General features: G+C 71.4%; 21 protein-coding genes and 1 pseudogene. 9 read left to right on the top strand and 13 right to left on the bottom strand.

The window, feature by feature from the left end; genetic code table 11:
* Positions 1-4 precede the first annotated feature (4 nt).
* Together ACWD5D_RS09515 and iolC are read right to left on the bottom strand one after the other, a co-directional pair.
* Positions 5-889 (bottom strand): Cgl0159 family (beta/alpha)8-fold protein, encoded by an 885-nt coding sequence (locus ACWD5D_RS09515; protein ID WP_451372317.1) that lies wholly within the window; start codon positions 887-889, stop codon positions 5-7.
* 59 nt (positions 890-948) lie between these two features.
* Entirely contained in the window at positions 949-1,923 is a 975-nt protein-coding gene (gene iolC, locus ACWD5D_RS09510; RefSeq protein ID WP_451372210.1) for a 5-dehydro-2-deoxygluconokinase, read from the bottom strand.
* 151 nt (positions 1,924-2,074) lie between these two features.
* On the opposite strand from iolC, the gene ACWD5D_RS09505 reads away from it, so the two are divergent.
* Positions 2,075-2,989 (top strand): sugar phosphate isomerase/epimerase family protein, encoded by a 915-nt coding sequence (locus tag ACWD5D_RS09505; protein WP_451372209.1) that lies wholly within the window; start codon positions 2,075-2,077, stop codon positions 2,987-2,989.
* Between the two features lie 255 nt (positions 2,990-3,244).
* Complete coding sequence (locus tag ACWD5D_RS09500; protein ID WP_451372208.1) at positions 3,245-3,445, top strand: helix-turn-helix transcriptional regulator; 201 nt, start codon at positions 3,245-3,247, stop codon at positions 3,443-3,445.
* A gap of 113 nt (positions 3,446-3,558) precedes the next feature.
* Here the strand turns inward: ACWD5D_RS09500 and ACWD5D_RS09495 are convergent, their stop codons facing one another.
* Entirely contained in the window at positions 3,559-4,608 is a 1,050-nt protein-coding gene (locus tag ACWD5D_RS09495; RefSeq protein WP_451372207.1) for a zinc-dependent alcohol dehydrogenase family protein, read from the bottom strand.
* A 163-nt stretch (positions 4,609-4,771) separates the two neighbouring features.
* Here ACWD5D_RS09495 and ACWD5D_RS09490 point away from each other — a divergent pair, with 163 nt between their 5' ends.
* The 3 genes from ACWD5D_RS09490 (at position 4,772) to ACWD5D_RS09480 (ending at position 8,436) form a co-directional block, all read left to right on the top strand.
* Positions 4,772-5,722, top strand: a complete 951-nt coding sequence (locus ACWD5D_RS09490; protein ID WP_451372206.1) for a PrsW family intramembrane metalloprotease — start codon at positions 4,772-4,774, stop codon at positions 5,720-5,722.
* A gap of 72 nt (positions 5,723-5,794) precedes the next feature.
* Positions 5,795-6,034, top strand: coding sequence for a heavy-metal-associated domain-containing protein (locus ACWD5D_RS09485; protein ID WP_451372205.1), 240 nt, complete (start codon positions 5,795-5,797; stop codon positions 6,032-6,034).
* A gap of 119 nt (positions 6,035-6,153) precedes the next feature.
* On the top strand, positions 6,154-8,436 hold the full coding sequence (locus ACWD5D_RS09480; protein ID WP_451372204.1) for a heavy metal translocating P-type ATPase: 2,283 nt from the start codon (positions 6,154-6,156) through the stop codon (positions 8,434-8,436).
* A 596-nt stretch (positions 8,437-9,032) separates the two neighbouring features.
* On the opposite strand, the gene ACWD5D_RS09475 is transcribed toward ACWD5D_RS09480, so the two are convergent.
* From ACWD5D_RS09475 to ACWD5D_RS09460, 4 genes are all read right to left on the bottom strand, one after another.
* The gene (locus ACWD5D_RS09475; RefSeq protein WP_451372203.1) at positions 9,033-10,322 is read right to left on the bottom strand and encodes a citrate synthase; all 1,290 of its coding nucleotides are present in this window, start codon (positions 10,320-10,322) and stop codon (positions 9,033-9,035) included.
* A gap of 230 nt (positions 10,323-10,552) precedes the next feature.
* Positions 10,553-12,808 (bottom strand): SF1B family DNA helicase RecD2, encoded by a 2,256-nt coding sequence (gene recD2, locus ACWD5D_RS09470; RefSeq protein WP_451372202.1) that lies wholly within the window; start codon positions 12,806-12,808, stop codon positions 10,553-10,555.
* Positions 12,809-12,841: 33 nt separating this feature from the next.
* Positions 12,842-13,018: a DUF397 domain-containing protein gene (locus tag ACWD5D_RS09465; RefSeq protein ID WP_451372201.1), complete on the bottom strand. Its 177-nt coding sequence runs from the start codon at positions 13,016-13,018 to the stop codon at positions 12,842-12,844.
* A gap of 8 nt (positions 13,019-13,026) precedes the next feature.
* Positions 13,027-13,866 carry a helix-turn-helix domain-containing protein gene (locus tag ACWD5D_RS09460; RefSeq protein WP_451372200.1) on the bottom strand — a complete coding sequence of 280 codons (840 nt, stop codon included), beginning with the start codon at positions 13,864-13,866 and terminating at the stop codon, positions 13,027-13,029.
* A gap of 190 nt (positions 13,867-14,056) precedes the next feature.
* Between ACWD5D_RS09460 and ACWD5D_RS09455 the strand changes: the two genes are divergently transcribed.
* Positions 14,057-14,461, top strand: coding sequence for an ATP-binding protein (locus ACWD5D_RS09455; RefSeq protein WP_451372199.1), 405 nt, complete (start codon positions 14,057-14,059; stop codon positions 14,459-14,461).
* Positions 14,462-14,478: 17 nt separating this feature from the next.
* On the opposite strand, the gene ACWD5D_RS09450 is transcribed toward ACWD5D_RS09455, so the two are convergent.
* The 3 genes from ACWD5D_RS09450 to ACWD5D_RS09440 are packed head-to-tail and all read right to left on the bottom strand — an operon-like array spanning position 14,479 to position 17,620.
* A complete protein-coding gene (locus ACWD5D_RS09450; RefSeq protein WP_451372198.1) occupies positions 14,479-15,324 on the bottom strand; it encodes a sugar phosphate isomerase/epimerase family protein in 846 nt (281 codons plus the stop codon).
* Entirely contained in the window at positions 15,321-16,472 is a 1,152-nt protein-coding gene (locus ACWD5D_RS09445; RefSeq protein WP_451372197.1) for a dihydrodipicolinate synthase family protein, read from the bottom strand. The genes ACWD5D_RS09450 and ACWD5D_RS09445 overlap by 4 nt, the downstream gene beginning before the upstream one ends.
* On the bottom strand, positions 16,469-17,620 hold the full coding sequence (locus tag ACWD5D_RS09440) for a Gfo/Idh/MocA family protein (protein WP_451372196.1): 1,152 nt from the start codon (positions 17,618-17,620) through the stop codon (positions 16,469-16,471). Before ACWD5D_RS09440 ends, ACWD5D_RS09445 begins: the two co-directional genes overlap by 4 nt.
* 312 nt (positions 17,621-17,932) lie before the next feature.
* Here ACWD5D_RS09440 and ACWD5D_RS09435 point away from each other — a divergent pair, with 312 nt between their 5' ends.
* From ACWD5D_RS09435 to ACWD5D_RS09425, 3 genes are all read left to right on the top strand, one after another.
* Positions 17,933-18,982 (top strand): LacI family DNA-binding transcriptional regulator, encoded by a 1,050-nt coding sequence (locus ACWD5D_RS09435; protein ID WP_451372195.1) that lies wholly within the window; start codon positions 17,933-17,935, stop codon positions 18,980-18,982.
* Positions 18,983-19,137: 155 nt separating this feature from the next.
* Positions 19,138-19,938: a sugar phosphate isomerase/epimerase family protein gene (locus ACWD5D_RS09430; RefSeq protein ID WP_451372194.1), complete on the top strand. Its 801-nt coding sequence runs from the start codon at positions 19,138-19,140 to the stop codon at positions 19,936-19,938.
* A gap of 293 nt (positions 19,939-20,231) precedes the next feature.
* A complete protein-coding gene (locus tag ACWD5D_RS09425; RefSeq protein ID WP_451372193.1) occupies positions 20,232-21,464 on the top strand; it encodes an MFS transporter in 1,233 nt (410 codons plus the stop codon).
* A gap of 117 nt (positions 21,465-21,581) precedes the next feature.
* On the opposite strand, the gene ACWD5D_RS09420 is transcribed toward ACWD5D_RS09425, so the two are convergent.
* The 3 genes and pseudogenes from ACWD5D_RS09420 to ACWD5D_RS09410 all read right to left on the bottom strand — a co-directional run bounded on the left by ACWD5D_RS09420 (position 21,582) and on the right by ACWD5D_RS09410 (position 25,548).
* Complete coding sequence (locus tag ACWD5D_RS09420) at positions 21,582-23,411, bottom strand: glycoside hydrolase family 3 protein (RefSeq protein WP_451372192.1); 1,830 nt, start codon at positions 23,409-23,411, stop codon at positions 21,582-21,584.
* Between the two features lie 197 nt (positions 23,412-23,608).
* Positions 23,609-25,042, bottom strand: a pseudogene (locus ACWD5D_RS09415) (S28 family serine protease).
* A gap of 104 nt (positions 25,043-25,146) precedes the next feature.
* Positions 25,147-25,548 carry a hypothetical protein gene (locus ACWD5D_RS09410; RefSeq protein ID WP_451372191.1) on the bottom strand — a complete coding sequence of 134 codons (402 nt, stop codon included), beginning with the start codon at positions 25,546-25,548 and terminating at the stop codon, positions 25,147-25,149.
* Between the last annotated feature and the right edge of the window lie 120 nt (positions 25,549-25,668).

The raw sequence follows: 25,668 nt of genomic DNA, 5'->3' as shown, positions 1-25,668 counted from the left end.
GCCCTCACAGCAGTCCTGCGGCGGTGTCCACGGCGGCGGCCACATCGCCGTCCGCCGGGTACAGCAGCGAGCGGCCGACCACGAGGCCGCGCACGGTGGGGAGTCGGAGCGCGCCGCGCCACTTCTCGTAGGCGGCGACCTGCTCATCGGGGGAGTCGCCGACGTCACCGCCGAGCAGCACGGCGGGCAGCGTGGAGGTCTCCATGACCCGGGCCATGTCGTCGGGGTTCTCGGTGACGGGCACCTTCAGCCAGGTGTAGGCCGAGGAGCCGCCGAGGCCGGAGGCGATGGCGATGGACCGGGTGACCGCCTCGGCGGACAGGTCGTTGCGCAGCCGGCCCTCGGGGGTGCGGCCGCTGATGAACGGCTCCACGAAGACGGGCAGCCGGCGCGCGGCCATGTCGTCGATGGCGCGGGCGGCGGACTCCAGGGTGGTCAGGGAGCCCGGGTCGTTGTAGTCGATGCGCAGCAGCAGCTTGCCCGCGTCGAAGCCGAGCCGCTGGATGTCCTCCGGGCGGTGGCCCGTGAAGCGGTCGTCCAGTTCGAAGCTCGCACCCTGGAGGCCGCCGCGGTTCATGGAACCCATGACGACCTTGTGGTCGAGGGCGCCGAGCAGGAGGAGGTCGTCGAGGATGTCGGCGGTGGCGAGGACGCCGTCGACGCCGGGCCGGGACAGCGCGAGGCACAGGCGTTCCAGCAGGTCGGCGCGGTTGGCCATGGCGAGCTTCCGGTCGCCGACGCCGAGCGCGCCGCGGGCCGGGTGGTCGGCGGCGACGATCATCAGCCGGCCGTTCTCGTCGAGCAGCGGGCGCCGGGCGCGGCGGGTGGCGGCCTCGGCGACGGCCTCGGGGTGGTGGGTGCGGATCCGGACCAGCTCGGTGACGTCCACCCGGGAGCGCCGGACGCTGTCCCCGCCCTCGGTGTGCGTGCCCGCCACGCGCCCCGCCCTCACAGGACCGCTCCGGCGTCGAGCGCGGCGGCCACCTCGTCGGGGGTGGGCATCGCGGAGGAGCACTCCAGGCGGGAGGCGACGATGGCGCCGGCCGCGTTCGCGTACCGCATGGTCGTCTCCAGGTCCCAGCCGGCCAGCAGGCCGTGGCAGAGGGAGCCGCCGAAAGCGTCGCCGGCGCCGAGTCCGTTGAGGACGGTCACCGGCAGCGGCGGGACTTCGGCGGACTCGCCCGCGCTGTTCACGGCGAGCACGCCCTTGGGTCCCTGCTTGACGACGGCGAGCTCGACCCCGGCGTCGAGGAGGGCGCGGGCGGCGGCGTGGGGTTCGCGGATCCCGGTGGCGACCTCCACCTCGTCCAGGTTGCCGACGGCCACGGTGGCGTGGCGCAGGGCCTCGGCGTAGAAGGGGCGGGCGAGGTCGGGCCCGCGGCGGGATCCGCCGCCGTCACCGCTCCAGAACATGGGGCGCCAGTCGAGGTCGAAGACCGTGGTGCCGGACCTGGCACGGTGGGCGAGGGCCGCGAGGGTCGCCGTGCGGCTGGGCTCCTCGCTCAGGCCGGTGCCGGTGACCCAGAAGACGCGGGCGTCCCGGAGGGCGTCCAGGTCCAGCTCGGCGGCGTCGATCTCCAGGTCGGGGGCCTTGGGCTGCCGGTAGAAGTAGAGCGGGAAGTCGTCCGGCGGGAAGATCTCGCAGAAGGTGACCGGCGTGGGCAGGCCGGGGACCGGGGTGACCCAGCGGTCGTCGACCCCGAAGCCGCGCAGCGCCTCGTGCAGATAGGCGCCGAAGGGGTCATCGCCCGTACGGGTGATGACGGCGGTGTTCCGGCCGAGCCGGGCCGCGGCGACCGCGACGTTCGTCGCCGACCCGCCGAGGAACTTGCCGAAGGACGTCACCCGGGCGAGCGGGACACCCGTCTGCAGCGGATAGAGGTCGACTCCGATCCGCCCCATGGTGATCAGGTCGTACGCCATCGGCTTCCCTTCTGCGCTGTCCGGTTCGCCCCTCGGGGCACGCGGCCCTCCCCGGAGTTCTAGCCCTGCCCGCCGACCCCTGTCAATATTTTGTCCGGACATTCGGACCAGGTCTTGACACTGCTTTCCGCGGCACCGCACGCTGACCGCCATGACGTCGCTGTCACCCTCCTCACTCTCCCGCATCCGGATCGGATCGGCCCCCGACTCCTGGGGCGTGTGGTTCCCCGACGATCCCCGGCAGGTCCCCTGGCAGCGCTTCCTCGACGAGGTGGCGGACTCCGGCTACGAGTGGATCGAACTGGGCCCCTACGGCTATCTGCCGACCGACCCGGCCGTGCTCGCCGAGGAGACCGCCCGGCGCGGCCTGAAGGTGTCGGCCGGCACCGTCTTCACCGGCCTGCACCACGGCAGTGCCGTCTGGGACGAGACCTGGGCGCACGTCTCCGACATCGCCGCCCTCACCCGGGCGATGGGCGCCCGCCACCTGGTCGTCATCCCCTCCTTCTGGCGGGACGACAAGACGGGCCAGGTGCTGGAGCCGTCCGAGCTGACCCCCGGGCAGTGGCGCGACCTCACCTCGCTGACCGAACGGCTGGGGCGTCAGGTGCGGGAGCGGTACGGCCTGACGATCGTCGTCCACCCGCACGCCGACACCCACATCGACAGCGAGGAGAACGTCACCCGCTTCCTGGACGGCACCGACTCCGGCCTGGTGTCGCTGTGCCTGGACACCGGGCACTACGCCTACTGCGGCGGGGACAGCGTCAAGCTGATCGAAACGTACGGCGAGCGGATCGGCTATCTGCACCTCAAGCAGGTGGACCCGGAGATCCTGGCCGACGTGCGCGCCAAGGGCACGCCGTTCGGTCCGGCCGTCGCCCAGGGCGTGATGTGCGAGCCGCCGGCCGGGGTGCCCGAGCTGGGGCCGGTGCTTTCCGCCGCGCAGGGCCTCGGGGTGGATCTGTTCGCGATCGTGGAGCAGGACATGTACCCCTGCGAGCCGGACGCTCCGCTGCCGATCGCGCGGCGGACCCGGGCGTTCCTCCGGTCGTGCGGGGCGTAGGGGCGCCTCCTCGCATCGTCACAGCCCCACGCCCCTTGAGGGGCGCCTTTCGCCGGCCGTGTCACAAAGGCACCCTTCTTGTCACAGATGTCACGCGTACGCGGCCCCTCTGTCACATCCGGTCAACAGCCGCTTTCCCCCCGTCACGCCGTGTCGTTTCACCGGGCACAGGCTTGGTGATCACCAGCGCAGCGCCCGGTTCCCCCGACGGCCGTCCCCGGCCGCCCCCGCGGCGCTCGCAGGGAGGTGCAGCGCATGACCGACCGCAGGCTCTGGTCCTACAAGGAGATCGCGGCGCACATCCGGGTGCAGCCCGACACGGTACGGTCCTACCGCAAGCACGGTCTGCTGCCTCCACCCGATCACGTGGAGAGAGGCAAGCCCTACTGGTACGCCGACACCGTCCGCGCCTGGGTCGCCTCCCGGCCGGGCAACCGCGGTCGCCGGAACGACTGACCCCGCGGCCCCTCCGGCTCCGCCCCGGCTCCGGAAAAACCTCCTGTGCCCCACCGTCCGCGTGGGGCACAGTGCTGTCCATCACAGCTCGACCGGGGCGCACGCGGCTGCGGCTACCGCACGCTCCACGGCTCGATGACCGTGACCCCCGACCCCGGCGCCGTCCCCATCGCGGCGAGGGCCGCCGGGGCCGCGTCGAGGGTGATCGTCCGCGTCACCAGCAGGTCGGGGCGCAGCACCCCGGAGCCGACCAGCTCCAGCATGCGCGGATAGGCGTGTGCGGCCATGCCGTGGCTCCCGAGCAGTTCGAGTTCCAGGGCGATGGCACGGGCCATCGGGACGGGCGTGGTGCCGTCGGCCGAGGGCAGCAGGCCCACCTGGACGTGCCGGCCGCGACGGCGCAGGGAGTCGACGGAGGCCGCGCAGGTGACGGGCGAGCCGAGGGCGTCCAGCGAGAGATGGGCGCCGCCGCCGGTCAGCTCCCGTACCGCCGCCGCCGTGTCGGGCACACCGCTCGCGTCCAGGCACTGCGCCGCACCGAACGTCCGTGCCAGTTCCAGCGCCCGGGGCGACACGTCGACGGCGACCACCCGGGCACCGGAGGCCGCCGCGATCATCACGGCCGACAGCCCGACCCCGCCGCAGCCGTGCACCGCGACCCACTCCCCCGTCGCGGCCCGGCCCTGCTGCACCACCGCGCGGAAGGCGGTGGCGAAGCGGCAGCCGAGGGCGGCGGCCGTGGCGTACGTCATCCCGTCCGGGATCGCGACCAGGTTCACGCCGGCGTGGTCCAGGGCCACGAACTCGGCGAAGGAACCCCAGTGGTCGAAGCCGGGCTGGGTCTGGCGCTCGCACACCTGCTGGTCGCCGGCCGCGCAGGAGGGGCAGCTGCCGCAGGCGCAGACGAAGGGCACGGTCACCCGGTCGCCGGGGCGCCAGCCGGTCACGCGGTCGCCCACCGCCTCGACGACTCCGGCGAGTTCGTGTCCAGGCACGTGCGGGAGCGTGATGTCCGGGTCGTGGCCCATCCAGCCGTGCCAGTCGCTGCGGCACAGCCCGGTCGCCTCGACCCGGACCACGACGCCGTGCTCGGCGGGTGCCGGGTCGGGCACGTCGCGTACCTCGGCCGGCTGCCCGTACTGCTCGAACATCACAGCTCTCATGATCTCCAGCTTTCCAGAACAGCCGGGCGCTCACACCGCCGCGGTCTCCGACTGGAACACGCCTGCTCCCACCGGGCGCCCCGGACTGCGACAAAGGGCGCATCTGCATAGGGTGCGGGATGAATCGCCCAGCAGGAGTCCGACGAGTCGAGGGGGACCCGACGTGACCCACTCCCCGCCGCCCGGCGCACCCCGGGCCCGCATTCCGGGCCCGCAGCAGCCTCCGCCGCCGTACCCGCGCATCGGCGCGGGCCTGTGGAGGCGCTGCCTGGGTGGCGGGCTCGCCCTGTGGGCGCTGACCGCGCTGGTGACGTACCTGACGGCGAGCACCACGCCGGTGCCGACCCTGATCCTGCTGGGCAGCTTCCTGGTCCCCGTCGTCTTCGTGCTGTGGGCGTACGAGCGGCACGGCCGCGACCTGGGCGTCAGCGCGATCCTGGGCTGTTTCCTGACCGGCGGCACGCTGGGTGTGCTCGGCGCCTCGGTGATGGAGCCGTACCTGCTCCACCCCTCCCCGGGGATGTTCGTCGGTGTCGGGCTGATCGAGGAGGCGGCCAAACTGGGCGCGCTGGTGTTCGTGCTGCGCCGGCAGCCGGCCGTCCGCGGGAGGCGGGCCGGGCTGGTGCTGGGCGCGGCCGTCGGCCTCGGCTTCGCCGCGCTGGAGAGCGCCGGGTACGCCTTCGACGCGGCTGTGACCGCCGGCGGCGTCGATCTGCGGGCCCTGCTGGAGACGGAGCTTCTGCGGGGGCTGCTCACACCCTTCGGACACGGCCTGTGGACGGCCGTCGCGGGCTGCGTCCTGCTGTCCTACCGCCGGCCGAGGGGGCGCTTCCGCTTCCCGCCGCCGGTGCTCGCCACCTTCGTCGGCGTTGCCCTGCTGCACGCCCTGTGGGACTCCACCCACGGCATCGCGCTGTGGCTGGTGGTCCGGCTGACCGACCCCGACACGGCACCGGAGCTGTTCGCGCAGGGGTACCTCGCCCGGCCCAGCGCGACGCAGGAGCATCTGTTCACGCTCTTCTCGGTCGGCGGCCTGATGCTCGTCGCCCTGCTCGGGGTCGGCTGGGTGCGGTCGCTGGCACACCGGGGCGCCTCCTGGCGCAATACCCCCTAGGGGTATAGTGTCGAAAATATCGGGTTCCACCTCGGAACCACCGGCCCCATGTGCCACGACGAGGAGAGCGACATGAGCACCCAGACCGAGACCCCGGGCTCCGTCACCGCCGTCTACCAGGTGAGCGGCATGAGCTGCGGCCACTGCGAGGGCTCCGTCAGCACCGAGATCTCGCGGATCCCCGGCGTCAGCTCGGTGAAGGCCGTGGCGTCGACCGGCGAGGTGACCGTCGTCTCCGCTTCCCCGCTCGACGAGGAGGCCGTCCGCGCCGCCGTCGACGAGGCGGGCTTCGAGCTGACCGGCAAGGCCTGAGCACAGGACCCGTACGACCGGACCCGCCCCGCGCGGGCACGGAAACCTTTCCCCGCCGGGCCGTGCCGACCAGCTCATACTGGATTCCGCAGGGCCCGGCCGATGTCTGGAGTCCGGACATGACCAGCACCACCACAGCGCCCGGGACACCCCCGACGACGGCAGCCGGGACGCAATCGGCGTCCGGCCCCATATCCGAGGTCGAGCTGCTCATCGGCGGCATGACCTGCGCCTCCTGCGCGGCCCGGGTGGAGAAGAAGCTCAACCGCATGGACGGTGTGAGTGCCACCGTGAACTACGCGACGGAGAAGGCGAAGGTCAGCTACCCCGAGGGCGTCGAGGTCGCCGACCTGATCGCCACCGTGGTGAAGACCGGCTACACCGCCGAGGAGCCCGCGCCGCCGGAGCCCGTGGCACCCGCCGAGGAGAGCGCGCAGGCCTCCGCGCCCGACCCGGAACTGTCCGTCCTGCGGCACCGCCTGCTCGTCTCGGCCCTGCTCTCCGCCCCCGTGGTGCTGCTGGCGATGGTCCCGGCGCTGCAGTTCGACAACTGGCAGTGGCTCTCACTGACGCTCGCCGCGCCGGTGGTCGTCTGGGGCGGCCTGCCCCTGCACCGTGCCGCCTGGACCAACGCCCGGCACGGCGCCGCCACCATGGACACGCTGGTGTCGGTCGGCACGCTGGCCGCGTTCGGCTGGTCGCTGTGGGCGCTGTTCTTCGGTGACGCGGGCATGCCCGGCATGCACGACGCGTTCCGGTTCACCGTCTCGCGCATGGACGGCGCCTCCACGATCTACCTGGAGGTCGCCGCCGGAGTCGTCACGCTGATCCTGCTGGGCCGCTACCTGGAGGCCCGCTCCAAGCGCCGCGCGGGCGCCGCCCTGCGGGCGCTGATGGAACTGGGCGCCAAGGACGTCACCGTGCTGCGGGCGGGGCGCGAGGTGCGGGTGCCGGTGGCCTCGCTGGCGGTCGGCGACCGGTTCGTCGTACGTCCCGGCGAGAAGGTCGCCACCGACGGGACCGTGGTCGAGGGCGCCTCCGCGGTGGACGCGTCCATGCTGACCGGCGAGTCGGTGCCGGTGGACGTCGGGCCCGGGGACCAGGTCACCGGCGCCACCGTGAACGCGGGCGGCCGGCTGCTGGTCGAGGCGACCCGGGTCGGCACCGACACCCAGCTCGCCCGCATGGCCAAACTCGTGGAGGACGCGCAGAACGGCAAGGCCGAGGTGCAGCGGCTCGCCGACCGCGTCTCCGCCGTCTTCGTGCCCGTCGTCATCCTCATCGCGGTCGCCACGTTCGGCACCTGGCTGGGCGTGACCGGCGACACCGTCGCCGCGTTCACCGCCGCCGTCGCCGTCCTGATCATCGCCTGCCCCTGCGCGCTGGGCCTCGCCACACCGACCGCGCTCATGGTCGGCACGGGACGCGGCGCCCAGCTCGGCATCCTGATCAAGGGCCCCGAGGTGCTGGAGTCCACGCGCCGCGTCGACACCGTCGTCCTGGACAAGACCGGCACCGTCACCACCGGCCGGATGACCCTCCTGGAGGTCCACGTCGCCGACGGCGAGGACGAGCAGGAGGTACTGCGTCTCGCCGGAGCCCTGGAGCACGCCTCCGAGCACCCGATCGCCCGCGCCATCGCCGCGGGGGCCGAGCGACGCGCCGGCGATCTGCCGCCCGTCGAGCACTTCGAGAACGTCCCCGGGCGGGGCGTACGCGGGCGCGTGGAGGGCCGCGAGGTGGCCGCGGGGCGGCTCTACGACACCCTGCCCGAGGAACTGGCCGCGGCCCGCTCCCGGGCCGAGCAGGAGGGCCGTACGGCGGTCGTGGCCGGCTGGGACGGCAAGGCCCGCGGGGTCCTCACGGTCGCCGACGCGGTCAAGGGGACCAGCGCCGAGGCCGTGCGCGAGCTGCGCGCGCTGGGGCTCACGCCGGTGCTGCTGACCGGGGACAACCGGACCGTCGCCGAGGCGGTCGCACGGGCCGTCGGCATCGACGAGGTGATCGCCGAGGTGCTCCCCGAGGACAAGGTGGACGTCGTACGACGGCTCCAGCGCGAGGGACGCGCCGTGGCGATGGTCGGCGACGGCGTGAACGACGCGGCCGCGCTCGCCACCGCCGATCTCGGCCTGGCCATGGGCACCGGCACCGACGCGGCGATCGAGGCCGGCGACCTGACGCTGGTGCGCGGCGACCTGCGGGTGGCCGCGGACGCCATCCGGCTCTCCCGGCGCACCCTCGCCACCATCAAGGGCAACCTGGTGTGGGCGTTCGGCTACAACGTGGCCGCGCTGCCGCTGGCCGCGGCGGGCCTGCTGAACCCGATGATCGCGGGCGCGGCGATGGCCTTCTCCTCGGTGTTCGTGGTGACCAACAGCCTGCGGCTGCGCCGCTTCCGCTGAAGTCGCCCGGGGTTACCGGGGGGTTCGCCCGCGACGAAGTAAGAGTCCCTCTAGAGTCCGGCGGGAGCCTCACATAAGCTCTTCACAAGGCTCGCGCATCTTCCTTACGCTTGGGTCTCGATCGTCGTATCGGGGCTCTTGCGTACTTAAAGGACATATGCAAGAGACGCAGATCACAGTGATGCGAACGTAACCATCGAAGGGCTTCGAAGGTCTAAGTTGACGATGTCAGCACAGCGTCTTGGGGGGCGCTGACTGGCGTCTGAGGATGTCTTGGGGGACTTCCTCAGAGATGCGTTGCCGGGGCACGTACACCGGGAAGCTTTGAGCGGCCCTCCCGTCGTGCGCTGTCCCGGCAGATCGCACCGCATCACTGGAGCACGGCGGGCTCTGCCCGTCGTGCTCAGACAGCGAATTCAGGCGCTGTCCTCTCCGAGCGCCCGGCCGGATCCCGTGGGGGGAATCCGATCCGGGACATGGGAAGGCGCCCTGGTCGTCGGCCCGTGGGGGGACCGGCGACCCAGGGCGCCTTCTTCTTCGCTCTTCGCTACCGGCTCAGGGCCCGCCCCCGGGGCAGGCCCTGACACTCAGTGCCTTCAGCGCTCCTCGACCGGGACGAAGTCGCGCTCCACGACACCCGTGTAGATCTGGCGCGGACGTCCGATGCGGGAACCGGGCTCCTTGATCATCTCGGTCCACTGGGCGATCCAGCCCGGCAGCCGGCCGAGGGCGAACAGGACCGTGAACATCTCGGTCGGGAAGCCCATGGCCCGGTAGATCAGACCGGTGTAGAAGTCGACGTTCGGGTAGAGGTTGCGCGAGACGAAGTACTCGTCGGAGAGCGCGTGCTCCTCCAGCTTCAGCGCGATGTCCAGCAGCTCGTCGGACTTGCCGAGCGCGGAGAGGACGTCGTGCGCGGCGGCCTTGATGATCTTGGCGCGCGGGTCGAAGCTCTTGTAGACCCGGTGGCCGAAGCCCATCAGACGGACGCCGTCCTCCTTGTTCTTCACCTTGCGGATGAAGGAGTCGACGTCGCCGCCGTCCGCCTGGATACCTTCCAGCATCTCCAGCACGGACTGGTTGGCGCCACCGTGCAGCGGACCCCACAGGGCGCTGATGCCGGCCGAGATCGAGGCGAACATGTTCGCCTGCGAGGAGCCGACCAGGCGGACCGTGGAGGTCGAGCAGTTCTGCTCGTGGTCGGCGTGCAGGATCAGCAGCTTGTCCAGCGCGGAGACCACGACCGGGTCCAGCTCGAACTCCTGCGCCGGGACCGAGAAGGTCATGCGCAGGAAGTTCTCGACGTAACCGAGGTCGTTACGCGGGTAGACGAACGGGTGACCGATCGACTTCTTGTAGGCGTACGCCGCGATCGTCGGAAGCTTGGCGAGCAGGCGGATCGTCGAGAGGTCGCGCTGGCGCTCGTCGAACGGGTTGTGGCTGTCCTGGTAGAAGGTGGACAGCGCCGAGACGACCGAGGACAGCATGGCCATCGGGTGGGCGTCGCGCGGGAAGCCCTTGTAGAAGTTCTTGACGTCCTCATGCAGCAGGGTGTGCCGCGTGATGTCGTTCTTGAACACCGTCAGCTCGTCGACGGTCGGCAGCTCGCCGTTGATCAGCAGGTAGGCCACCTCGAGGAAGGTGGAGCGCTCCGCCAGCTGCTCGATGGGGTAGCCGCGGTACCGAAGGATGCCCGCCTCGCCGTCGAGGTAGGTGATCGCGGATTTATAGGCGGCGGTGTTGCCGTACCCGCTGTCCAGCGTCACCAGACCGGTCTGGGAGCGGAGCTTGCCGATGTCCAAGCCCTTGTCACCGACGGTGCTGTCGACCACCGGGTAGGTGTACTCGCCGTCGCCGTACCGCAGTACTACAGAGTTGTCGCTCACGTCTTCCCTCACCGACGTAGTGCCTCATCTTCGAGGTGCCCTGACTGTCTCTACCATCCCCCATTTGGCTCAGGAGAGTGCACTCGGGGTCGACCATTGGGCCTATTGGCGGCACTCAGTGCCGCCAACCTGTTCATCCTGCCCCCTCGAAGGGGCAACTGGAAGAGCTCTGTGACCTTCCTGACTCATTTGATCGATCATTTTTTGCTACCCGAGGGCGGCGTCCGAGGTCAGCGGCCGGCGAGCCTGAAGTCCAGTGCCGTGCACCGCCGTCCGGCCGACACCGTGCGCACCGCCTGCCCGATCGCCTTGCGTGAACCGACGAGGACGACCAGTCGTTTCGCCCGTGTCACCGCCGTGTACAGGAGGTTGCGCTGGAGCATCATCCATGCACCGGTGGTGACGGGGATCACGACGGCGGGATATTCGCTTCCCTGCGACCGGTGGATCGTCACCGCGTAGGCATGGGCCAGTTCGTCCAGTTCGTCGAACTCGTAGGGAACCTCCTCGTCCTCGTCGGTCAGCACCGTCAGGCGCTGGTCGACCGGATCGAGAGAGGTGACAACGCCCACCGTGCCGTTGAAGACACCGTTCTCCCCCTTCTCGTAATTGTTGCGGATCTGGGTGACCTTGTCTCCGACGCGGAAGACCCGGCCGCCGAACCGCTTCTCCGGCAGATCGGGCCGGCCGGGCGTGATGGCCTGCTGGAGCAGCCCGTTGAGGGTGCCGGCGCCGGCCGGGCCCCGGTGCATGGGCGCGAGCACCTGCACGTCCCGGCGCGGGTCGAGCCCGAACTTGGCCGGAATGCGCCGAGCGGCCACGTCCACGGTGAGCCGGCCGGCCTCCTCGGTGTCGTCCTCCACGAAGAGGAAGAAGTCCTTCATGCCGTCGGTGAGCGGGTGCTGCCCGGCGTTGATGCGGTGCGCGTTGGTGACCACGCCGGACTGCTGGGCCTGCCGGAAGACCCGGGTGAGCCGCACGGCAGGCACCGGGCCGTCCTCGGCGAGCAGGTCCCGCAGCACCTCGCCGGCGCCGACGCTGGGCAGCTGGTCGACGTCTCCCACGAACAGCAGGTGGGCGCCCGGCGGCACCGCCTTGACCAGCTTGTTGGCGAGCAGCAGGTCCAGCATGGAGGCCTCGTCCACGACCACCAGGTCGGCGTCCAGCGGGCGGTCCCGGTCGTACGCCGCGTCGCCTCCCGGCTTCAGCTCCAGCAGCCGGTGCACGGTGGAGGCCTCGGCGCCGGTCAGCTCGGCCAGCCGCTTGGCGGCCCGCCCGGTGGGGGCGGCGAGCAGCACCTTGGCCTGCCTGGCGCGGGCCAGCTCCACGATCGAGCGGACCGTGAAGGACTTGCCGCAGCCGGGGCCGCCGGTGAGCACCGCGACCTTCTCGGTCAGCGCGAGGCGTACGGCGGCCTCCTGCTCGGGGGCGAGATCGGCGCCGGTGCGGGACTTCAGCCAGGCCAGCGCCTTGTCCCAGGCCACGTCCCGGAAGGCCGGCATGCGGTCCTCGCCGGTCCGCAGGAGGCGCAGCAGCTGGGCGGAGAGGGAGAGTTCGGCACGGTGGAAGGGCACGAGGTAGACGGCGGTGACGGGCTCCTTGTCGCCCTCGGGTCCGGGGACCTTCTCCCGTACGACACCCGGCTCCTCGCCCTCCTCCCCCGGCTCGGCCAGCTCGGCGAGGCACTCGATGACAAGCCCGGTGTCGACCTGGAGGAGCTTGACCGCGTCGGCGATCAGCCGCTCCTCGGGCAGGAAGCAGTTGCCCTGGTCGGCGGATTGCGACAGCGCGTACTGCAGCCCCGCCTTCACGCGCTCCGGGCTGTCGTGCGGGATGCCGACGGACTGGGCGATCTTGTCGGCGGTGAGGAAGCCGATGCCCCAGACGTCGGCGGCCAGGCGGTAGGGGTGGTTCTTGACGACGGAGATCGACGCGTCGCCGTACTTCTTGTAGATCCGGACGGCGATCGAGGTGGACACCTCGACGGTCTGGAGGAAGAGCATGACCTCCTTGATCGCCTTCTGCTCCTCCCAGGCGTCGGCGATCTTCTTCGTCCGCTTCGGACCGAGCCCCGGCACCTCGATGAGCCGCTTGGGCTCCTCCTCGATGATCCTGAGCGTGTCCGTACCGAAGTGCTGCGTGATGCGGTCGGCGAAGACCGGCCCGATGCCCTTGACCAGGCCGGAGCCGAGATAGCGCCGGATGCCCTGCACGGTGGCGGGCAGCACGGTCGTGTAGTTCTCGACGTGGAACTGCTTGCCGTACTGGGGGTGCGAGCCCCAGCGGCCCTCCATGCGCAGCGACTCCCCGGCCTGGGCACCGAGCAGCGCGCCGACGACGGTGAGGAGGTCACCGCCGCCTCGCCCGGTGTCGACGCGGGCGACCGTGTACCCGTTCTCCTCGTTGGCGTACGTGATGCGTTCCAGCACGCCTTCGAGGGTGGCGAGCCGTCGTTCGCCGGTCTGCGTCCCCGCCTCCTGAGCCATGATCCGACGGTACAGGTGAGGTGTGACAGTGGCTTACCGCCTCTTCACGGCTTCGAGGAAGGCGGTGAAGGCGGGGGCGGGGAAGGTGAGGGTGGCTCGGGCGGGGGCTTTGGAGTCGCGGACGGCTGTGCGGGTGGGGGTGGTGGCGATCTCCACGCAGTTATTGCCATCACCCTCGCCGGAGTAGGACGATTTGCGCCAGTTGTCCATAGAGTGCCTCACAGCTCCTTCGTCAGCCGGTGGATGAAGTCACGCGATCGGCCCGGTTCCAGTGCTACGGCTTCTACCCTACGGAAGCGCGTTCGATAAGTGTTGAGCTGGGCCTCAGAGTCGATCAAGAGCGAGCCATGGGGTGCGTCACGCGCCACCGTGTCCAGCTTGGGTACGCGCCCACCGACATACGTCATCGTGCTTGAGGCCCTGGCGAAGCCGTCCAGGTCGAACGGGATGACACGCAAGGTGATGCGATCCGCCTCGGACGCTTCAAGAAGCCGGGCGAGTTGAAACCGGGTGGCGGCGCGGTCGCCGACCCTGATGCGCAGTGCCGACTCATGGATCACGATCTCGTGCGGAAAGGTGGCCTTGCTCTGTCGCGTCAGTCGGTGACGCACACGCAACTCAAGTTCTTCGGGAGTGAGTTCGGGAATCCTGGCCGAGAAGACCGCGCGAGCGTAGTCCTCCGTCTGCAGGAGTCCAGGCACGTACAGGACGGCTACGTCCTGTTGGAACGTGGCGTGGTGATCAAGCTCCGCCAGATCCAGGAACGGGGTGGGCAACAGCCCTCTGTACTCCTCCCACCAACCACGTGTCCGGTCGGTCGCCATCGCCACCAGGGCGTCGACGAACTCCTCGTCCGTACAGGCGTAATGGGATGCGAGGCGTCGAAGCCGCTGCTCACTCACTCCCGACAGACCCGCCTCGATCTGACTGATCTGAACGTTGCTCACGCCGAGCAGGGTTGCCGCCTGCCGAGCGGTCAGGTCTGCCCCCTCACGGAGTCTGCGCAGTTCGACCGCCAGGCGCAGCTGCCGCGCCGTCGGTTCGCGCCTGGTGGGCATCGGCTGCTCCTTACTCCAACGCTTCTGTGGACGCGACTCGTTCGGGGGTCAGATTACGCGACGGACTTGCCTCGCCGAAACTTTCAGGTCTACCGTCGGTGACGTACCGCACACGCAACGGAAGCGCACCGCGGATGCGGAGATGCCACCGTGCGTGAAATCCACTTCCCCCCACCGGAGTCGATGCCCCATGCCCGAAACCTGGGACTACACCCTCCACATCCCCAACGACCTCAGAGCCGTCACCATCTGCCGCCGCACCCTGCGCCTGATCCTCACCATGCACGGGCTGATCGGGATGGTCGACACAGCGGAGCTGCTCGCCACGGAGTTGGTCTCCAACGCCGTACGGCACACCAAGGGGCCCGCCGCCCTCCGGGTGCGCCGCTCCCCGGAGGGCATGGTGTGGATCGGGGCGTGGGACACCGACCCGGAACCGCCTGATCCGCCAAGGCCGTTGGAGCAAGCGGGGGAACTGGAGGAGGGGCGGGGGCTGGGCCTCGTGATGGCCTGCGCGGAGTACTGGGGCTGGCAGCCCTCGGCCGGATTCGGCGACCCGGGCAAGTACGTATGGTGCGAACTGGTGGCGGTGTAGGGCTCGTCCACGAGGTCTCACCGCACGACGTGCGTCACGAACCTCTCCGCCGTCTCCGTCAGCACCTCCCGCCCGTCGCGGGCCCACAGCCCCTCGTTGAAGAGCTCGACCTCGATCGGCCCGCTGTAGCCGGCCGCCTCCACGTACCCCTTCCACTCGCGCATGTCGATCGAGCCGTCGCCGATCTGGCCGCGGCCGTCGAGGACGCCCGCGGGCAGGGGGGTGGTCCAGTCGGCCAGCTGGAAGGTGTGGATACGGCCGCCCGCGCCCGCGCGGGCGATCTGCGCCGGAGCCCGGTCGTCCCACCAGACGTGGTACGTGTCCACGGCCACCCCCACCTGGTGCGCGGGGAAGCGTTCGGCGAGGTCGAGGGCCTGGGCCAGGGTGGACACCACGCAGCGGTCCGAGGCGTACATGGGGTGGAGGGGCTCGATGGCCAGCTTCACCCCGTGCCGCTCGGCGTAGGGGCCGAGGACGGACAGGGCGTCGGCGATGCGTTCGCGGGCGCCGTGCAGGTCCTTGGAGCCGGCGGGCAGGCCGCCGGAGACCAGGACCAGCACCTCGGTGCCGAGCGTGGCGGCCTCTTCGATGGCCGCGTGGTTGTCGCCGAGCGCCTCGGCCCGCTCGACCGGGTCGCTCGCCGTGAGGAAGCCGCCCCGGCACAGGGTGCTCACCGTGAGACCGGCGTCGCGTACGAGCTTGGCGGCGGCCTCCACGCCGTACGCCTGTACGGGCTCCCGCCACAGGCCGACGTTGCCGACTCCCAACCGGCCGCAGGTGTCGACCAGTTCGGGCAGTGACAGTTGCCTGACCGTCATCTGGTTGATCGAGAAGCGTTCGAGACCGGTCACTGGACGACTCATTGGACGACTCCGTACAGGGCGAGCAGGTTCTTCATCCGTTCCTCGGCGAGTTTCGGGTCCGGGAACAGGCCCAGACCGTCGGCGAGTTCATAGGCGCGGGCGAGGTGGGGCAGGGAACGGGCGGACTGGAGGCCGCCGACCATCGTGAAGTGGGACTGGTGACCCGCGAGCCAGGCCAGGAAGACCACTCCCGTCTTGTAGAAGCGGGTCGGGGCCTGGAAGAGGTGGCGGGACAGTTCGACCGTCGGGTCCAGCAGCCGGCGGAAGCCGTCCGTGTCCCCCGTGTCCAGGGCCCGTACCGCCTCGGCGGCCAGCGGCCCCAGCGGGTCGAAGATGCCGAGCAGGGCGTGACTGAAGCCCTGTTCGTCGCCCGCGATCAGCTCGGGGTAGTTGAAGTCGTCGCCCGTGTAGCAGCGGACGCCCTTCGGGAGCCGGCGGCGCAGGGCGATCTCGCGCTCGGCGTCCAGGAGCGAGACCTTGATGCCGTCGACCTTGTCGGGGTGGGCGGCGATGACCTCCAGGAAGGTGTCCGTCGCCGCGTCCAGGTCGGACGAGCCCCAGTAGCCCGCGAGCGCCGGGTCGAACATCGGGCCCAGCCAGTGCAGGATCACCGGCTCGGAGGCCTGGCGCAGGAGGTGGCCGTAGACCTCCGCGTAGTCCTCGGGGCCGCGCGCGGCGGCGGCGAGCGCTCGCGACGCCATAAGGATCGCCTGGGCGCCCGCCTCCTCGACGACCGCCAGCTGCTCCTCGTACGCGGCCCGGATCCCGGCGAGGGTCCCGCCCGCGATCTGGTCGGTACCGACGCCGCAGGCGATACGGCCGCCCGCACTGCGCGCCTCCGCCGCCGACCGGCGGATCAGCTCGGCCGCGCCCGCCCAGTCCAGGCCCATCCCGCGCTGGGCGGTGTCCATCGCCTCGGCCACACCGAGCCCGTGCGACCACAGGTGACGGCGGAAGGCGAGGGTGGCGTCCCAGTCGACGGCGGCGGGCCCGTCGGGGTTCGTGTCCGCGCGGGGGTCGGCGACGACGTGCGCCGCCGAGAAGACCGTACGGGAGGTGAAAGGGGTGCCCGGCGCGAGGTCGAGCGGCTCGGTGCGGGGTTCGTAGGACCTCAGGTCACCCTGGGCGTCCGGCAGTCGGATGGTCACAGGGAGATCTCCGGCACGTCGATACGGCGGCCCTCGGCCGAGGACTTCAGGCCCAGTTCGGCGAGCTGGACGCCGCGGGCGCCGGCCAGCAGGTCCCAGCGGTACGGGGCGTCGGCGTACACGTGCTTGAGGAACAGCTCCCACTGGGCCTTGAAGCCGTTGTCGAACTCGGCGTTGTCCGGAACCTCCTGCCACTGGTCACGGAAGACCTCGGGGGCGGGGATGTCCGGGTTCCAGACGGGCTTGGGGGTCGCCGAGCGGTGCTGGGCGCGGCATCTGCGCAGCCCGGCGACGGCGGAGCCCTCGGTGCCGTCGACCTGGAACTCGACGAGTTCGTCGCGGTTGACCCGGACCGCCCAGGAGGAGTTGATCTGAGCGATGGCGCCGCCCTCGAGTTCGAAGATGCCGTAGGCGGCGTCGTCGGCCGTCGCGTCGTAGGGCTTGCCCCGCTCGTCCCAGCGCTGCGGGATGTGGGTGGTGGCCAGGGCCTGGACGGAGGTCACCCGGCCGAACAGCTCGTGGAGCACGTACTCCCAGTGCGGGAACATGTCGACGACGATGCCGCCGCCGTCCTCGGCGCGGTAGTTCCAGGAGGGGCGCTGGGCCTCCTGCCAGTCGCCCTCGAAGACCCAGTAGCCGAACTCGCCCCGCACCGAGAGGATCCGGCCGAAGAAGCCGCCGTCGACGAGCCGCTTCAGCTTGAGGAGGCCGGGGAGAAAGATCTTGTCCTGGACGACGCCGTGCTTGACGCCCTTCTCCCGGGCCAGGCGGGCGAGTTCGAGGGCGCCGTCGAGGCCGGTGGCGGTGGGCTTCTCGGTGTAGACGTGCTTTCCGGCGGCGATCGCCTTCTTGATCGCCTCCTCGCGGGCGGACGTCACCTGGGCGTCGAAGTAGATGTCGACACTGTCGTCGGCGAGGACGGCGTCCACGTCCGTCGACCAGTGCTCCAGGCCGTGCCGCCCGGCGATCTCCCGCAGGGCGTGCTCGCGGCGGCCGACCAGGACCGGCTCGGGCCACAGCACGGTGCCGTCGCCGAGGTCGAGACCGCCCTGCTCGCGCAGGGCGAGGATCGACCGGAGGAGGTGCTGGCGATACCCCATGCGCCCGGTCACACCGTTCATGGCGATACGCACCGTCTTGCGTGTCACGTCGTTCCTCTCCCGTGGCTCGTGTAGCAAGCACATACAGCAAGCGCTTTCTATCGCTTGAAGCTAGCCTCTTCCTCGTGGCCCCGACAAGGCCCGCGTGACTTCGAGCCGTACTTCGGATCACCGATCACGTTGTTCGAAGCGGGGAACAAACCGGTTGGTTGGCCCTTAAAGTCAGCTCGACACCGTAGGGAACCGAGGCCGCGCCCGCCCTGTCTTACGAGGGCGTACGGCGAGGTACGAGGACGTACGACACGAGAACGACACGCGCGGCCCGATGCGCGGCCCGACGCGCGACCGGAGGACGAAGAGATGACGGTGACCCTGGCGGACGTGGCGGCCCGCGCCCAGGTCTCCCCCGCGACGGTGTCGCGCGTGCTGAACGGCAACTACCCGGTGGCCGCCTCCACACGCGATCGGGTGCTGCGGGCGGTGGACGAGCTGGACTACGTCCTCAACGGCCCCGCCAGCTCCCTCGCCGCGGCCACCTCCGACCTCGTCGGCATCCTCGTCAACGACATCGCCGACCCCTTCTTCGGGATCATGGCCGGCGCGATCCAGTCCGAGATCGGGGGGCCGGGCGGCCGGGCGGGCGGAGAGCGCCTGGCCGTCGTCTGCAACACGGGCGGCTCCCCCGAGCGCGAGCTGACCTACCTCACCCTGCTCCAGCGGCAGCGGGCCGCGGCCGTGGTGCTGACCGGCGGGGCGGTGGACGACGCGCCGCACGCGGCGAAGGTCGCGGCGAAACTGCGCAAGCTGGCGGAGGCGGGGACGCGGGTCGTGCTGTGCGGGCGCCCGCCGGCGCCGGACACCGAGGCCGTCGCCCTGACCTTCGACAACCGGGGCGGGGCACGGGAGTTGACCGAGCACCTGACCGGCCTGGGGCACCGCCGGCTCGGCTATGTCGCCGGCCCGCGGGACCGCACGACCACCCGCCACCGGCTGGAGGGCCATCGCGCCGCGCTGGAGGCCGCCGGCATCACGGAGGACCCCCGCTGGACGGTCTACGGCCGCTACGACCGCCGCACCGGCTACGAGGCCACCCTGGAACTCCTGCGCCGCGATCCCGACCTGACCGCCGTCGTCGCCGCCAACGACACCATCGCCCTCGGCGCCTGCGCCGCCCTGCGCGACTCCGGCCTGCGCATCCCCGAGGACGTCTCGGTCGCCGGCTTCGACGACCTCCCCTTCAGCATCGACGCGGTCCCCGCCCTCACGACCGTACGGCTGCCGCTCGCCGAGGCCGGGGCACGGGCGGGCCGCGTCGCCACGGACCGCGAGGAGGCACCGCCCGGGGGGATCGCCGCGGTGCGCGGGGAGTTGATGGTGCGGGGGTCGACGGGAGCGCCTCGGCCGTCCTGAGCGGGTGGCCTGGGCGGGTGGCCTGGGCGGGGCACGGACCGCCGGCGGGTCTTCTGAGCGGGTGCCCTGAGCGGGTGCCCTGAGGGGCTGTCCTGGGCGACTGTCTTGCGCGGGGCGTGGGTGGACCGGGCGTGGGGCGGGTAGGGTCCGGGGCCATGAAGCTGGCGTTCTCCACTCTCGGTGTCCCCGGCCTGCCCGTCTCCGGGGTTCTCGCGCTCGCGAACGAGCACGGCTACCACGGCGTCGAACTCCGCGCGCATCCCGAGGAGCCGGTGCATCCCGGCCTCTCGCCCGCCGAGCGCGCCGAGACGGCCGCCCTGTTCAAGGCGGACGGGGTGGAATTGCTGGGCCTCGCCGGTTACACGCGGGTCGCCGCGCCCGGCGACGACGCCCCCGTCCTCGACGAGATCCGCGACCTCCTCCAACTGGCGCACGACCTGGGCGCCCCCTTCGTCCGGGTCTTCCCGGGCGCCGACCCGGACCGTCCCCGCAGGGAGTCCGACGCCCTCGCCGCCCGCAGGCTGGGGACCGCCGCCGAGGACGCCTCCGCGCTCGGCGTCCGGATCCTGCTGGAGACCCACGACTCGCACCCCACCGGCGCCGACGCGATCCGCATCCTCGGCCCCGTCGGCCATCGGCAGGTGGGCGCCCTGTGGGACGTGATGCACACCTGGCTGGGCGGCGAGCAGCCCGACGACAGCTACGCCGCCCTCGCCCCGCACCTCGGCTACGTCCAGGTCAAGGACATCGCCTCGGCCGGCGACACGACCCCGCTCCCGCTCGGCGCGGGCGTCCTCCCGCTCACCGAGTGCGTGGACGTGCTGTGCCGTCAGGGGTGGGACGGCTGGCTGTGCTGGGAGTACGAGAAGCGCTGGTACGACGCCGCCGCCCCGCTCCCGGACCTGCTGGACGCGGGCCGCGAGCATCTCGTACGGCTGCTCGGCGAGGCGGCGTAGCGGGGCGCTCCGCGGCGCGCTCCGCGAGGGGGGCGGTTTTGGGGTGCGGGTGCGCTGTGGCTGGTCGCTCCCCCACTCTCGGCTTCGCTCGAGCGGGGGGACCCCCATCGCGGCGGAGCCGCACATCGATACAGCCCCGCGCCCCTTGGGGGCGCTGCCGCGCCCCGTCGGGGTGCGTCCCGGCGCGGTGGCCCTGATGGTTATTCGCTGGCGCTGCCCCTGGGGGCCGGTTAGCCTCCCCCGGTGATTCAGCAGCCCGCGGTGTGCGTTCTCGCCCGTTTCCGTTCCCCCTCATGAGCCTCACCCGCTCGCTCATCGACGTACGGCCGCTGCGCACCTCGCCCGTCTTCCGGCGGTTGCTGATCGGGCGGACCGTGTCCGTGCTCGGCGGGTTCATGACCATGGTGACGGTCATGTACCAGGTGTGGGACATGACCCGCAGCACCGCCTGGACCGGTGCGGTCGGGCTCGCGCAGGCGCTGCCCCTGGTGGTGTTCGGGCTGTTCGCCGGGGCCTGGGTGGACCGGGCGGACCGGCGGCGGACGTTCCTGACGGCCACCGTGGGCCAGGCCGCCTGCTCCCTGTTGCTCGCCGTGCAGGGCTTCACCGGGCACGTCCCGGTCGGCGCGGTGCTCGCGCTGGTCGCCGCGCAGTCGGCCTTCGGTGCGCTCGGCGCCCCGGCCGCCGGGGTGTTCGTGCCGCGGCTGCTGCCCAAGGACCAGGTGGCGGCCGGGCTGGCCCTGAACCAGATCACCGGCCAGTCGATGATGCTGCTCGGGCCCGCGCTCGCCGGTGTGCTGCTGGGCTGGCTGGGGATCGGCACCTGTTATCTGCTGGACGCGCTCAGCTTCGGGCTCGCGTTCTACGGCGCCTTCGGGCTGCCCGCGCTGCTGCCGGAGGGCGAGCCGTCCCGGGCCGGGCTGCACGGGGTGCTGGACGGGCTGCGGTTCCTGGCCGGGCACCGGGTGGTGCGCGGCGCGCTGATCACCGACCTCGCGGCCACCGTGCTCTCGTTCCCGGTCAGCCTGTTCCCACTGGTCAACGCCGAGCGGTTCGGCGGGAACCCGCGCACTCTGGGACTGTTCCTGTCCGCCCTGGCGGTGGGCGGCATCACGGCCTCCACGCTGTCGGGGGCGCTGACCCGGCTCGGGCGGCCCGGCACGGTGATGCTCTGCGCCTCCGGCACGTGGGGGGTGGCGCTGCTGCTGTTCGGCCTGGCGTCCGAGCCCTGGGCCGGTCTCGCCCTGCTGGTGGTGGCCGGGGCGGCCGACGCCGTCTCGGTCGTCTCCCGTTCCACGATCGTGCAGACCCGGACCCCGGACGCACTGCTCGGCCGGGTCACGGCGGCCGAGGCGATCGTCGGCCAGGCCGGCCCCAGCCTCGGCAACGTGCGCGGCGGTCTGCTCGCCGGCTGGACCTCCGGCGCGACCTCTCTGATCACCGGGGGTCTGATGTGTGTCCTGGCGGTGGCGGCGGTGGCCGTGAGCACCCCCGAACTACGGGACGCGCCCACCACGACGCCCTGACGGAAGGGCACGACCTGAGGGAAGGCACGCCCTGAGGGAAGGCACGCCCTGACGGAGAGGTGCGTGGCCCGCCGTGGCGGGCCACGCGCCTTTCCTCGTACGTCGCGGGCCGTGCGCCTAGTACGTCAGGCCGTGCCCCACGGGATACAGCACCTGCGTGGGGTCGTCCGCACGCTGTACCGGTACCGGGAGCCTGCCGCGGGGGGACACCCGGCCGGCGATGACCCGGGCGGCGGCGCGCACCTCGACGTCGGTCCAGGAGTAGGTCGCCACGCAGGCCTTCACGGACGGGAGTTGGGCCACGTCGTAGGGGTTGCGCACGGCCACGGCGACCACGGGGCGGCCGGTGGCGAGCAGTTGCTCCACCAGGGTCCGCTGGGAGCTCGCGGCCGTCACGTTGTACGTCGCCACGACCACCACGTCCGCGTCCTTCGCGGCCGTCACCGCCTTGGCGATGGTCGCGTCGGAGGGGGTGATGCCGGTGGACAGCGCGCCCGCGGCGAAGCCCAGGTCGGAGAGGGCGGCGGCCAGGACACCGGTGGGCGGTCCGGTGGTGCCGGACGGGGAGGCGGGGTCGGCGCCGACGACGAGGACCCTGGGCGTCGTGCGGCGGTCGAGCGGGAGGGCGCCGCCCTCGTTGACCAGCAGGGTCGTGGTCCGCTCGGCGATCTGGTCGGCGGTGGCCAGATGGGCCGCGGTGCCCACCAGCCGGTCGACGCCGGCCTGGGTGACGTACGGCTTGTCGAAGAGTCCGAGCCGCGCCTTCATCCGCAGGATGCGCAGGATCGACTCGTCCAGCCGTGCCTCGGTCAGCTCGCCGCCCTGCACGGCCTTGAGGACCGCGTGCCACGCCACGTCGATGGACGGCGGGTTGAGCAGCTGGTCGACGCCGGCCTTCAGCGCGAGCACCGGAACCCGGTCGTCGCCGTACTTGGTGCGGACGCCCTCCATGCCGAGGGAGTCGGTGATGACGACGCCGTCGTAGCCGAGTTCGCCGCGCAGGATGCCGCTGAGGATCGGGGCGGAGAGGGTGGCGGGGTCGCCGGAGTCGTCGAGGGCCGGGAACTGGATGTGCGCGGTCATGATCGAGTCGATGCCCGCCCCGATCGCGGCCCGGAAGGGCACCGCGTCCAGCTTCTCCCACAGCTCCCTGCTGTGCGTGATGACCGGGAAGCCGAAGTGGCTGTCGACGGCGGTGTCGCCGTGGCCCGGGAAGTGCTTGGCGGTCGCCGCGACCCGAGCGGCCTGGTAGCCCTTCACCTCGGCCGCGACCAGTTCGGCCACCGCGTCCGGGTCGGCCCCGAAGGACCGTACGCCGATGACCGGGTTGGCCGGGTTGACGTTCACGTCGGCGTCGGGCGAGTAGTCCTGGTTGATGCCCATCGCGCGCAGCTCGGTGCCGGAGATCTTGCCGAGGGTGCGGGCGTCGAGCCAGGAGCCTCCCGCCCCGATCGCCATGGCGCCCGGGAACAGCGTGGCCGGCTTGCCCACCCTGCACACTATGCCGTGCTCCTGGTCGGTGGCGACGAGCAGCGGCAGGCCGCGCGGCTGCTCCAGGGACGCCTTCTGGATGCCGTTGGACAGGTCGGCGATCTGCCGCGGGTTGCGGGTGTTGTGCGCCCAGGTGAAGTAGATGATCCCGCCGACCCGGTACTTCGCGATCAGCTCGGCGGCGGTGCGGACGCCGATCTCGCCGAGGTTGGCGTCGATGTCGGCCTGGTCGGGTGCGGTGGCGGAGTGGCCGTAGGCCCGCATCACGAAGAGCTGGCCGACCTTCTCCTCCAGCGTCATCCCGGAGATGAGGGCCCGGAGCCTGCTGTCGGGGACGGCGGCGTGAGCGGTGGTGGATACGGTCAGCGCGGCGGCGACGCCCGCGGTCGCGGCGAGGACGGTCCGTCTGGACGGCCGTGCGGTGTTTCCCGTGCTTCCCGTGCTGGTGTCGTGCACGTGCGCCCCTTCCAGAGGAGAACCGCTGAAGGAAACTTCCGAGGAGCCACGAATATCCGGGAAGTTTCTTTCCGTCAAGGGAACGCACAGCAAGCCGCGGTGGGGCCGCCGATCGGCGTACGGGTGCGGGACGCGCCGGGGGCGGGGGCCGACGGGCGCGGTGCCGGCCCTCGTCGTGGAGGGCCGGCACCGGGCGGTCAGGGACGCAAGCCGGGCTCGCGCTCCGTGTTCCGGGCGTCGAGCCTGGCGTCGGGGCGGGCCAGCGGCTTCGCCGCGGACGGGTTCGCCCGGACGGCCGGGGAGGCCACGCCGGCCCATTCGAGGATCCGGGCCGTCGCGAGCGCCTTCTGGTCGGGGACCAGGCCGGCCACGTTGGCGCCGTGGTTCATGCCGGGAGCGGTGAACACGTAGGAGTCACGGGCGCCCACGCCGAGGCGGAAGCGCTCCGCGCCCCAGGGGTCGTTCTGCCCGTACACGTACAGCATGTGGTTCGCGTGCTGCCGCACCCAGGTGTCCACGTCCCGCATCGCGTCCGGCTGGAAGCGCATGGGGATGGAGCGGGGCACGAAGTTGCGCGGCGGCTGGTAGCCGTAGCGGATCAACTGCCGCTCGATGTACGGGAAGTGGATGGTGGGAGCGCCCAGCTGGGTGCCCGCCTGGTAGTAGTACGGCGTGTACGTCTGAAGGCCCTGGTCGGTGTAGGCGGAGAAGCCGGAGACGGTGTCGACCGAGTCCCAGATCGCGTCGTCGGTCGCGTTCGGGGCGTCCGCCGGGATCGTGTCGCAGTCGGGCAGGCCGCTGTACTGCCAGAAGCCCCAGACGTAGTCGAGGACGACCGCCTCGTAGGCCTTGTCCAGGCCGCCGATGGTGTCGAAGGTGTAGCTGTTGTCGGCGGCGTACTGCGCGTACTTCTTCTCCAGCGGCTCGCGGCGCACGAGCGCCTCGCGCTGGACGGCGTTCAGCCGGTCGCGGCACTCCTTGGTGCCGACGGTGGTGAAGAAGCGGTCGTACGCCGAATCCTCGTTGTTCACCACGTCGTTGGGGGCGACGTACGCGACGACGCCGTCCATGTCGCGCGGGTAGAAGCGCTCGTAGTAGGTGGCGGTCATGCCGCCCTTGGAGCCGCCGGTGGCGAGCCAGTTGGCCGAGTAGACCGGCTTCAGGGCCTCGAAGACGCGGTGCTGGTCGCTCGCCGCCTGCCAGATGTCCAGCTTGGACCAGTCGGCCGGGGCGGGGCGGGACGGCGTGAAGAAGCGGTACTCCAGGGAGACCTGGTTGCCGTCCACGATCTGGGTGGGCTCGCGGCGGGACGGGGTCGTGGAGACGTTGTACCCGCCGGTGTAGAAGACCGTCGGGCGGCTGGTGTCCTTGTGCAGCACGGTGATCCGCTGCTAGAAGGTGCCCTCTGACGGGTGCCGGTGGTCGACCGGCTGGGTGTAGTTGAGGACGAAGTACCGGTAGCCGGGGTACGGCTTCTCCTGGATCAGGCTCATGCCCGGTATCGCGAGGAGTCGGTCCTTGATGTCCGTGGGTCCTGACGGTTCAGACTGGGCGGCGGTGGCCGCGCCCGCTGTGCTCAGCGTTCCTACGAACACCATGAGCGCCAGCAGCCATCTGAGCGCCTTGCGCATGCGCACTCTCCCCTTCGAGACGGATGTTCGCCGGAAGCTATCCGAGCAACTGCCGTCACACCAGAGGGAGTCGAGCGGTTCTGGCGATCAGGGGCCGGCCGGGCTCAGCACAGGATCCAGCCGGAAGTGACCGAGCCCGCCCCCACGGAGCCCTTCACCCACACGCAGCGGTGGCCGGCGTGGACGGTCACCGGGCCCGCGAGTTGCTTGTACCGGCCCTTGTCGACGACCGGCCGGCCGCCGCGGGCCTGCACGCTGACCGACATGGCGCGCGGGGTGCCGGGGGTCCTGGTGACGGTGACGGCGCAGACGTAGCCGTCACTCTTGTAGACGTGGACGACGCCGGTGCTGAAGGGCAGGGTCCGCACCTCGCGCCCGGCGCAGGAAACGCCCCCGGCCGCCTGGGCGGTGCCGGGTACGGCGAGGGCCAGCGCACCGGACGCCGCCAGCACGGCCGCGCCGAGCGCCAGGCGCCGGCGTATCGCACCACTGTCCCCACTATCCACTTTTGTCCTCCCCGCACCCCGGTCGTGCCCCACCGATGAACGCACCGATGAACGTACTGACGAACGTACTGATGTACGGACGCACGACCTGTGTCGGATGGTTGCACGACCGTCAGCACG

The organism is Streptomyces sp. NPDC002520, assembly GCF_053595235.1.
The sequence above is the reverse complement of the archived record's forward strand: the minus strand, read 5'-3'. Positions and strand labels throughout refer to the sequence as shown.

Bases quoted from the DNA above. Each gene is read 5' to 3' on its own strand.
- iolC (WP_451372210.1), bottom strand. From the start codon at position 1,923: ATGGCGTACGACCTGATCACCATGGGGCGGATCGGAGTCGACCTCTAT.
- ACWD5D_RS09505 (WP_451372209.1), top strand. From the start codon at position 2,075: ATGACGTCGCTGTCACCCTCCTCACTCTCCCGCATCCGGATCGGATCG.
- ACWD5D_RS09500 (WP_451372208.1), top strand. From the start codon at position 3,245: ATGACCGACCGCAGGCTCTGGTCCTACAAGGAGATCGCGGCGCACATC.
- ACWD5D_RS09495 (WP_451372207.1), bottom strand. From the start codon at position 4,608: ATGAGAGCTGTGATGTTCGAGCAGTACGGGCAGCCGGCCGAGGTACGC.
- ACWD5D_RS09485 (WP_451372205.1), top strand. From the start codon at position 5,795: ATGAGCACCCAGACCGAGACCCCGGGCTCCGTCACCGCCGTCTACCAG.
- ACWD5D_RS09480 (WP_451372204.1), top strand. From the start codon at position 6,154: ATGACCAGCACCACCACAGCGCCCGGGACACCCCCGACGACGGCAGCC.
- recD2 (WP_451372202.1), bottom strand. From the start codon at position 12,808: ATGGCTCAGGAGGCGGGGACGCAGACCGGCGAACGACGGCTCGCCACC.
- ACWD5D_RS09465 (WP_451372201.1), bottom strand. From the start codon at position 13,018: ATGGACAACTGGCGCAAATCGTCCTACTCCGGCGAGGGTGATGGCAAT.
- ACWD5D_RS09460 (WP_451372200.1), bottom strand. From the start codon at position 13,866: ATGCCCACCAGGCGCGAACCGACGGCGCGGCAGCTGCGCCTGGCGGTC.
- ACWD5D_RS09455 (WP_451372199.1), top strand. From the start codon at position 14,057: ATGCCCGAAACCTGGGACTACACCCTCCACATCCCCAACGACCTCAGA.
- ACWD5D_RS09450 (WP_451372198.1), bottom strand. From the start codon at position 15,324: ATGAGTCGTCCAGTGACCGGTCTCGAACGCTTCTCGATCAACCAGATG.
- ACWD5D_RS09435 (WP_451372195.1), top strand. From the start codon at position 17,933: ATGACGGTGACCCTGGCGGACGTGGCGGCCCGCGCCCAGGTCTCCCCC.
- ACWD5D_RS09430 (WP_451372194.1), top strand. From the start codon at position 19,138: ATGAAGCTGGCGTTCTCCACTCTCGGTGTCCCCGGCCTGCCCGTCTCC.
- ACWD5D_RS09425 (WP_451372193.1), top strand. From the start codon at position 20,232: ATGAGCCTCACCCGCTCGCTCATCGACGTACGGCCGCTGCGCACCTCG.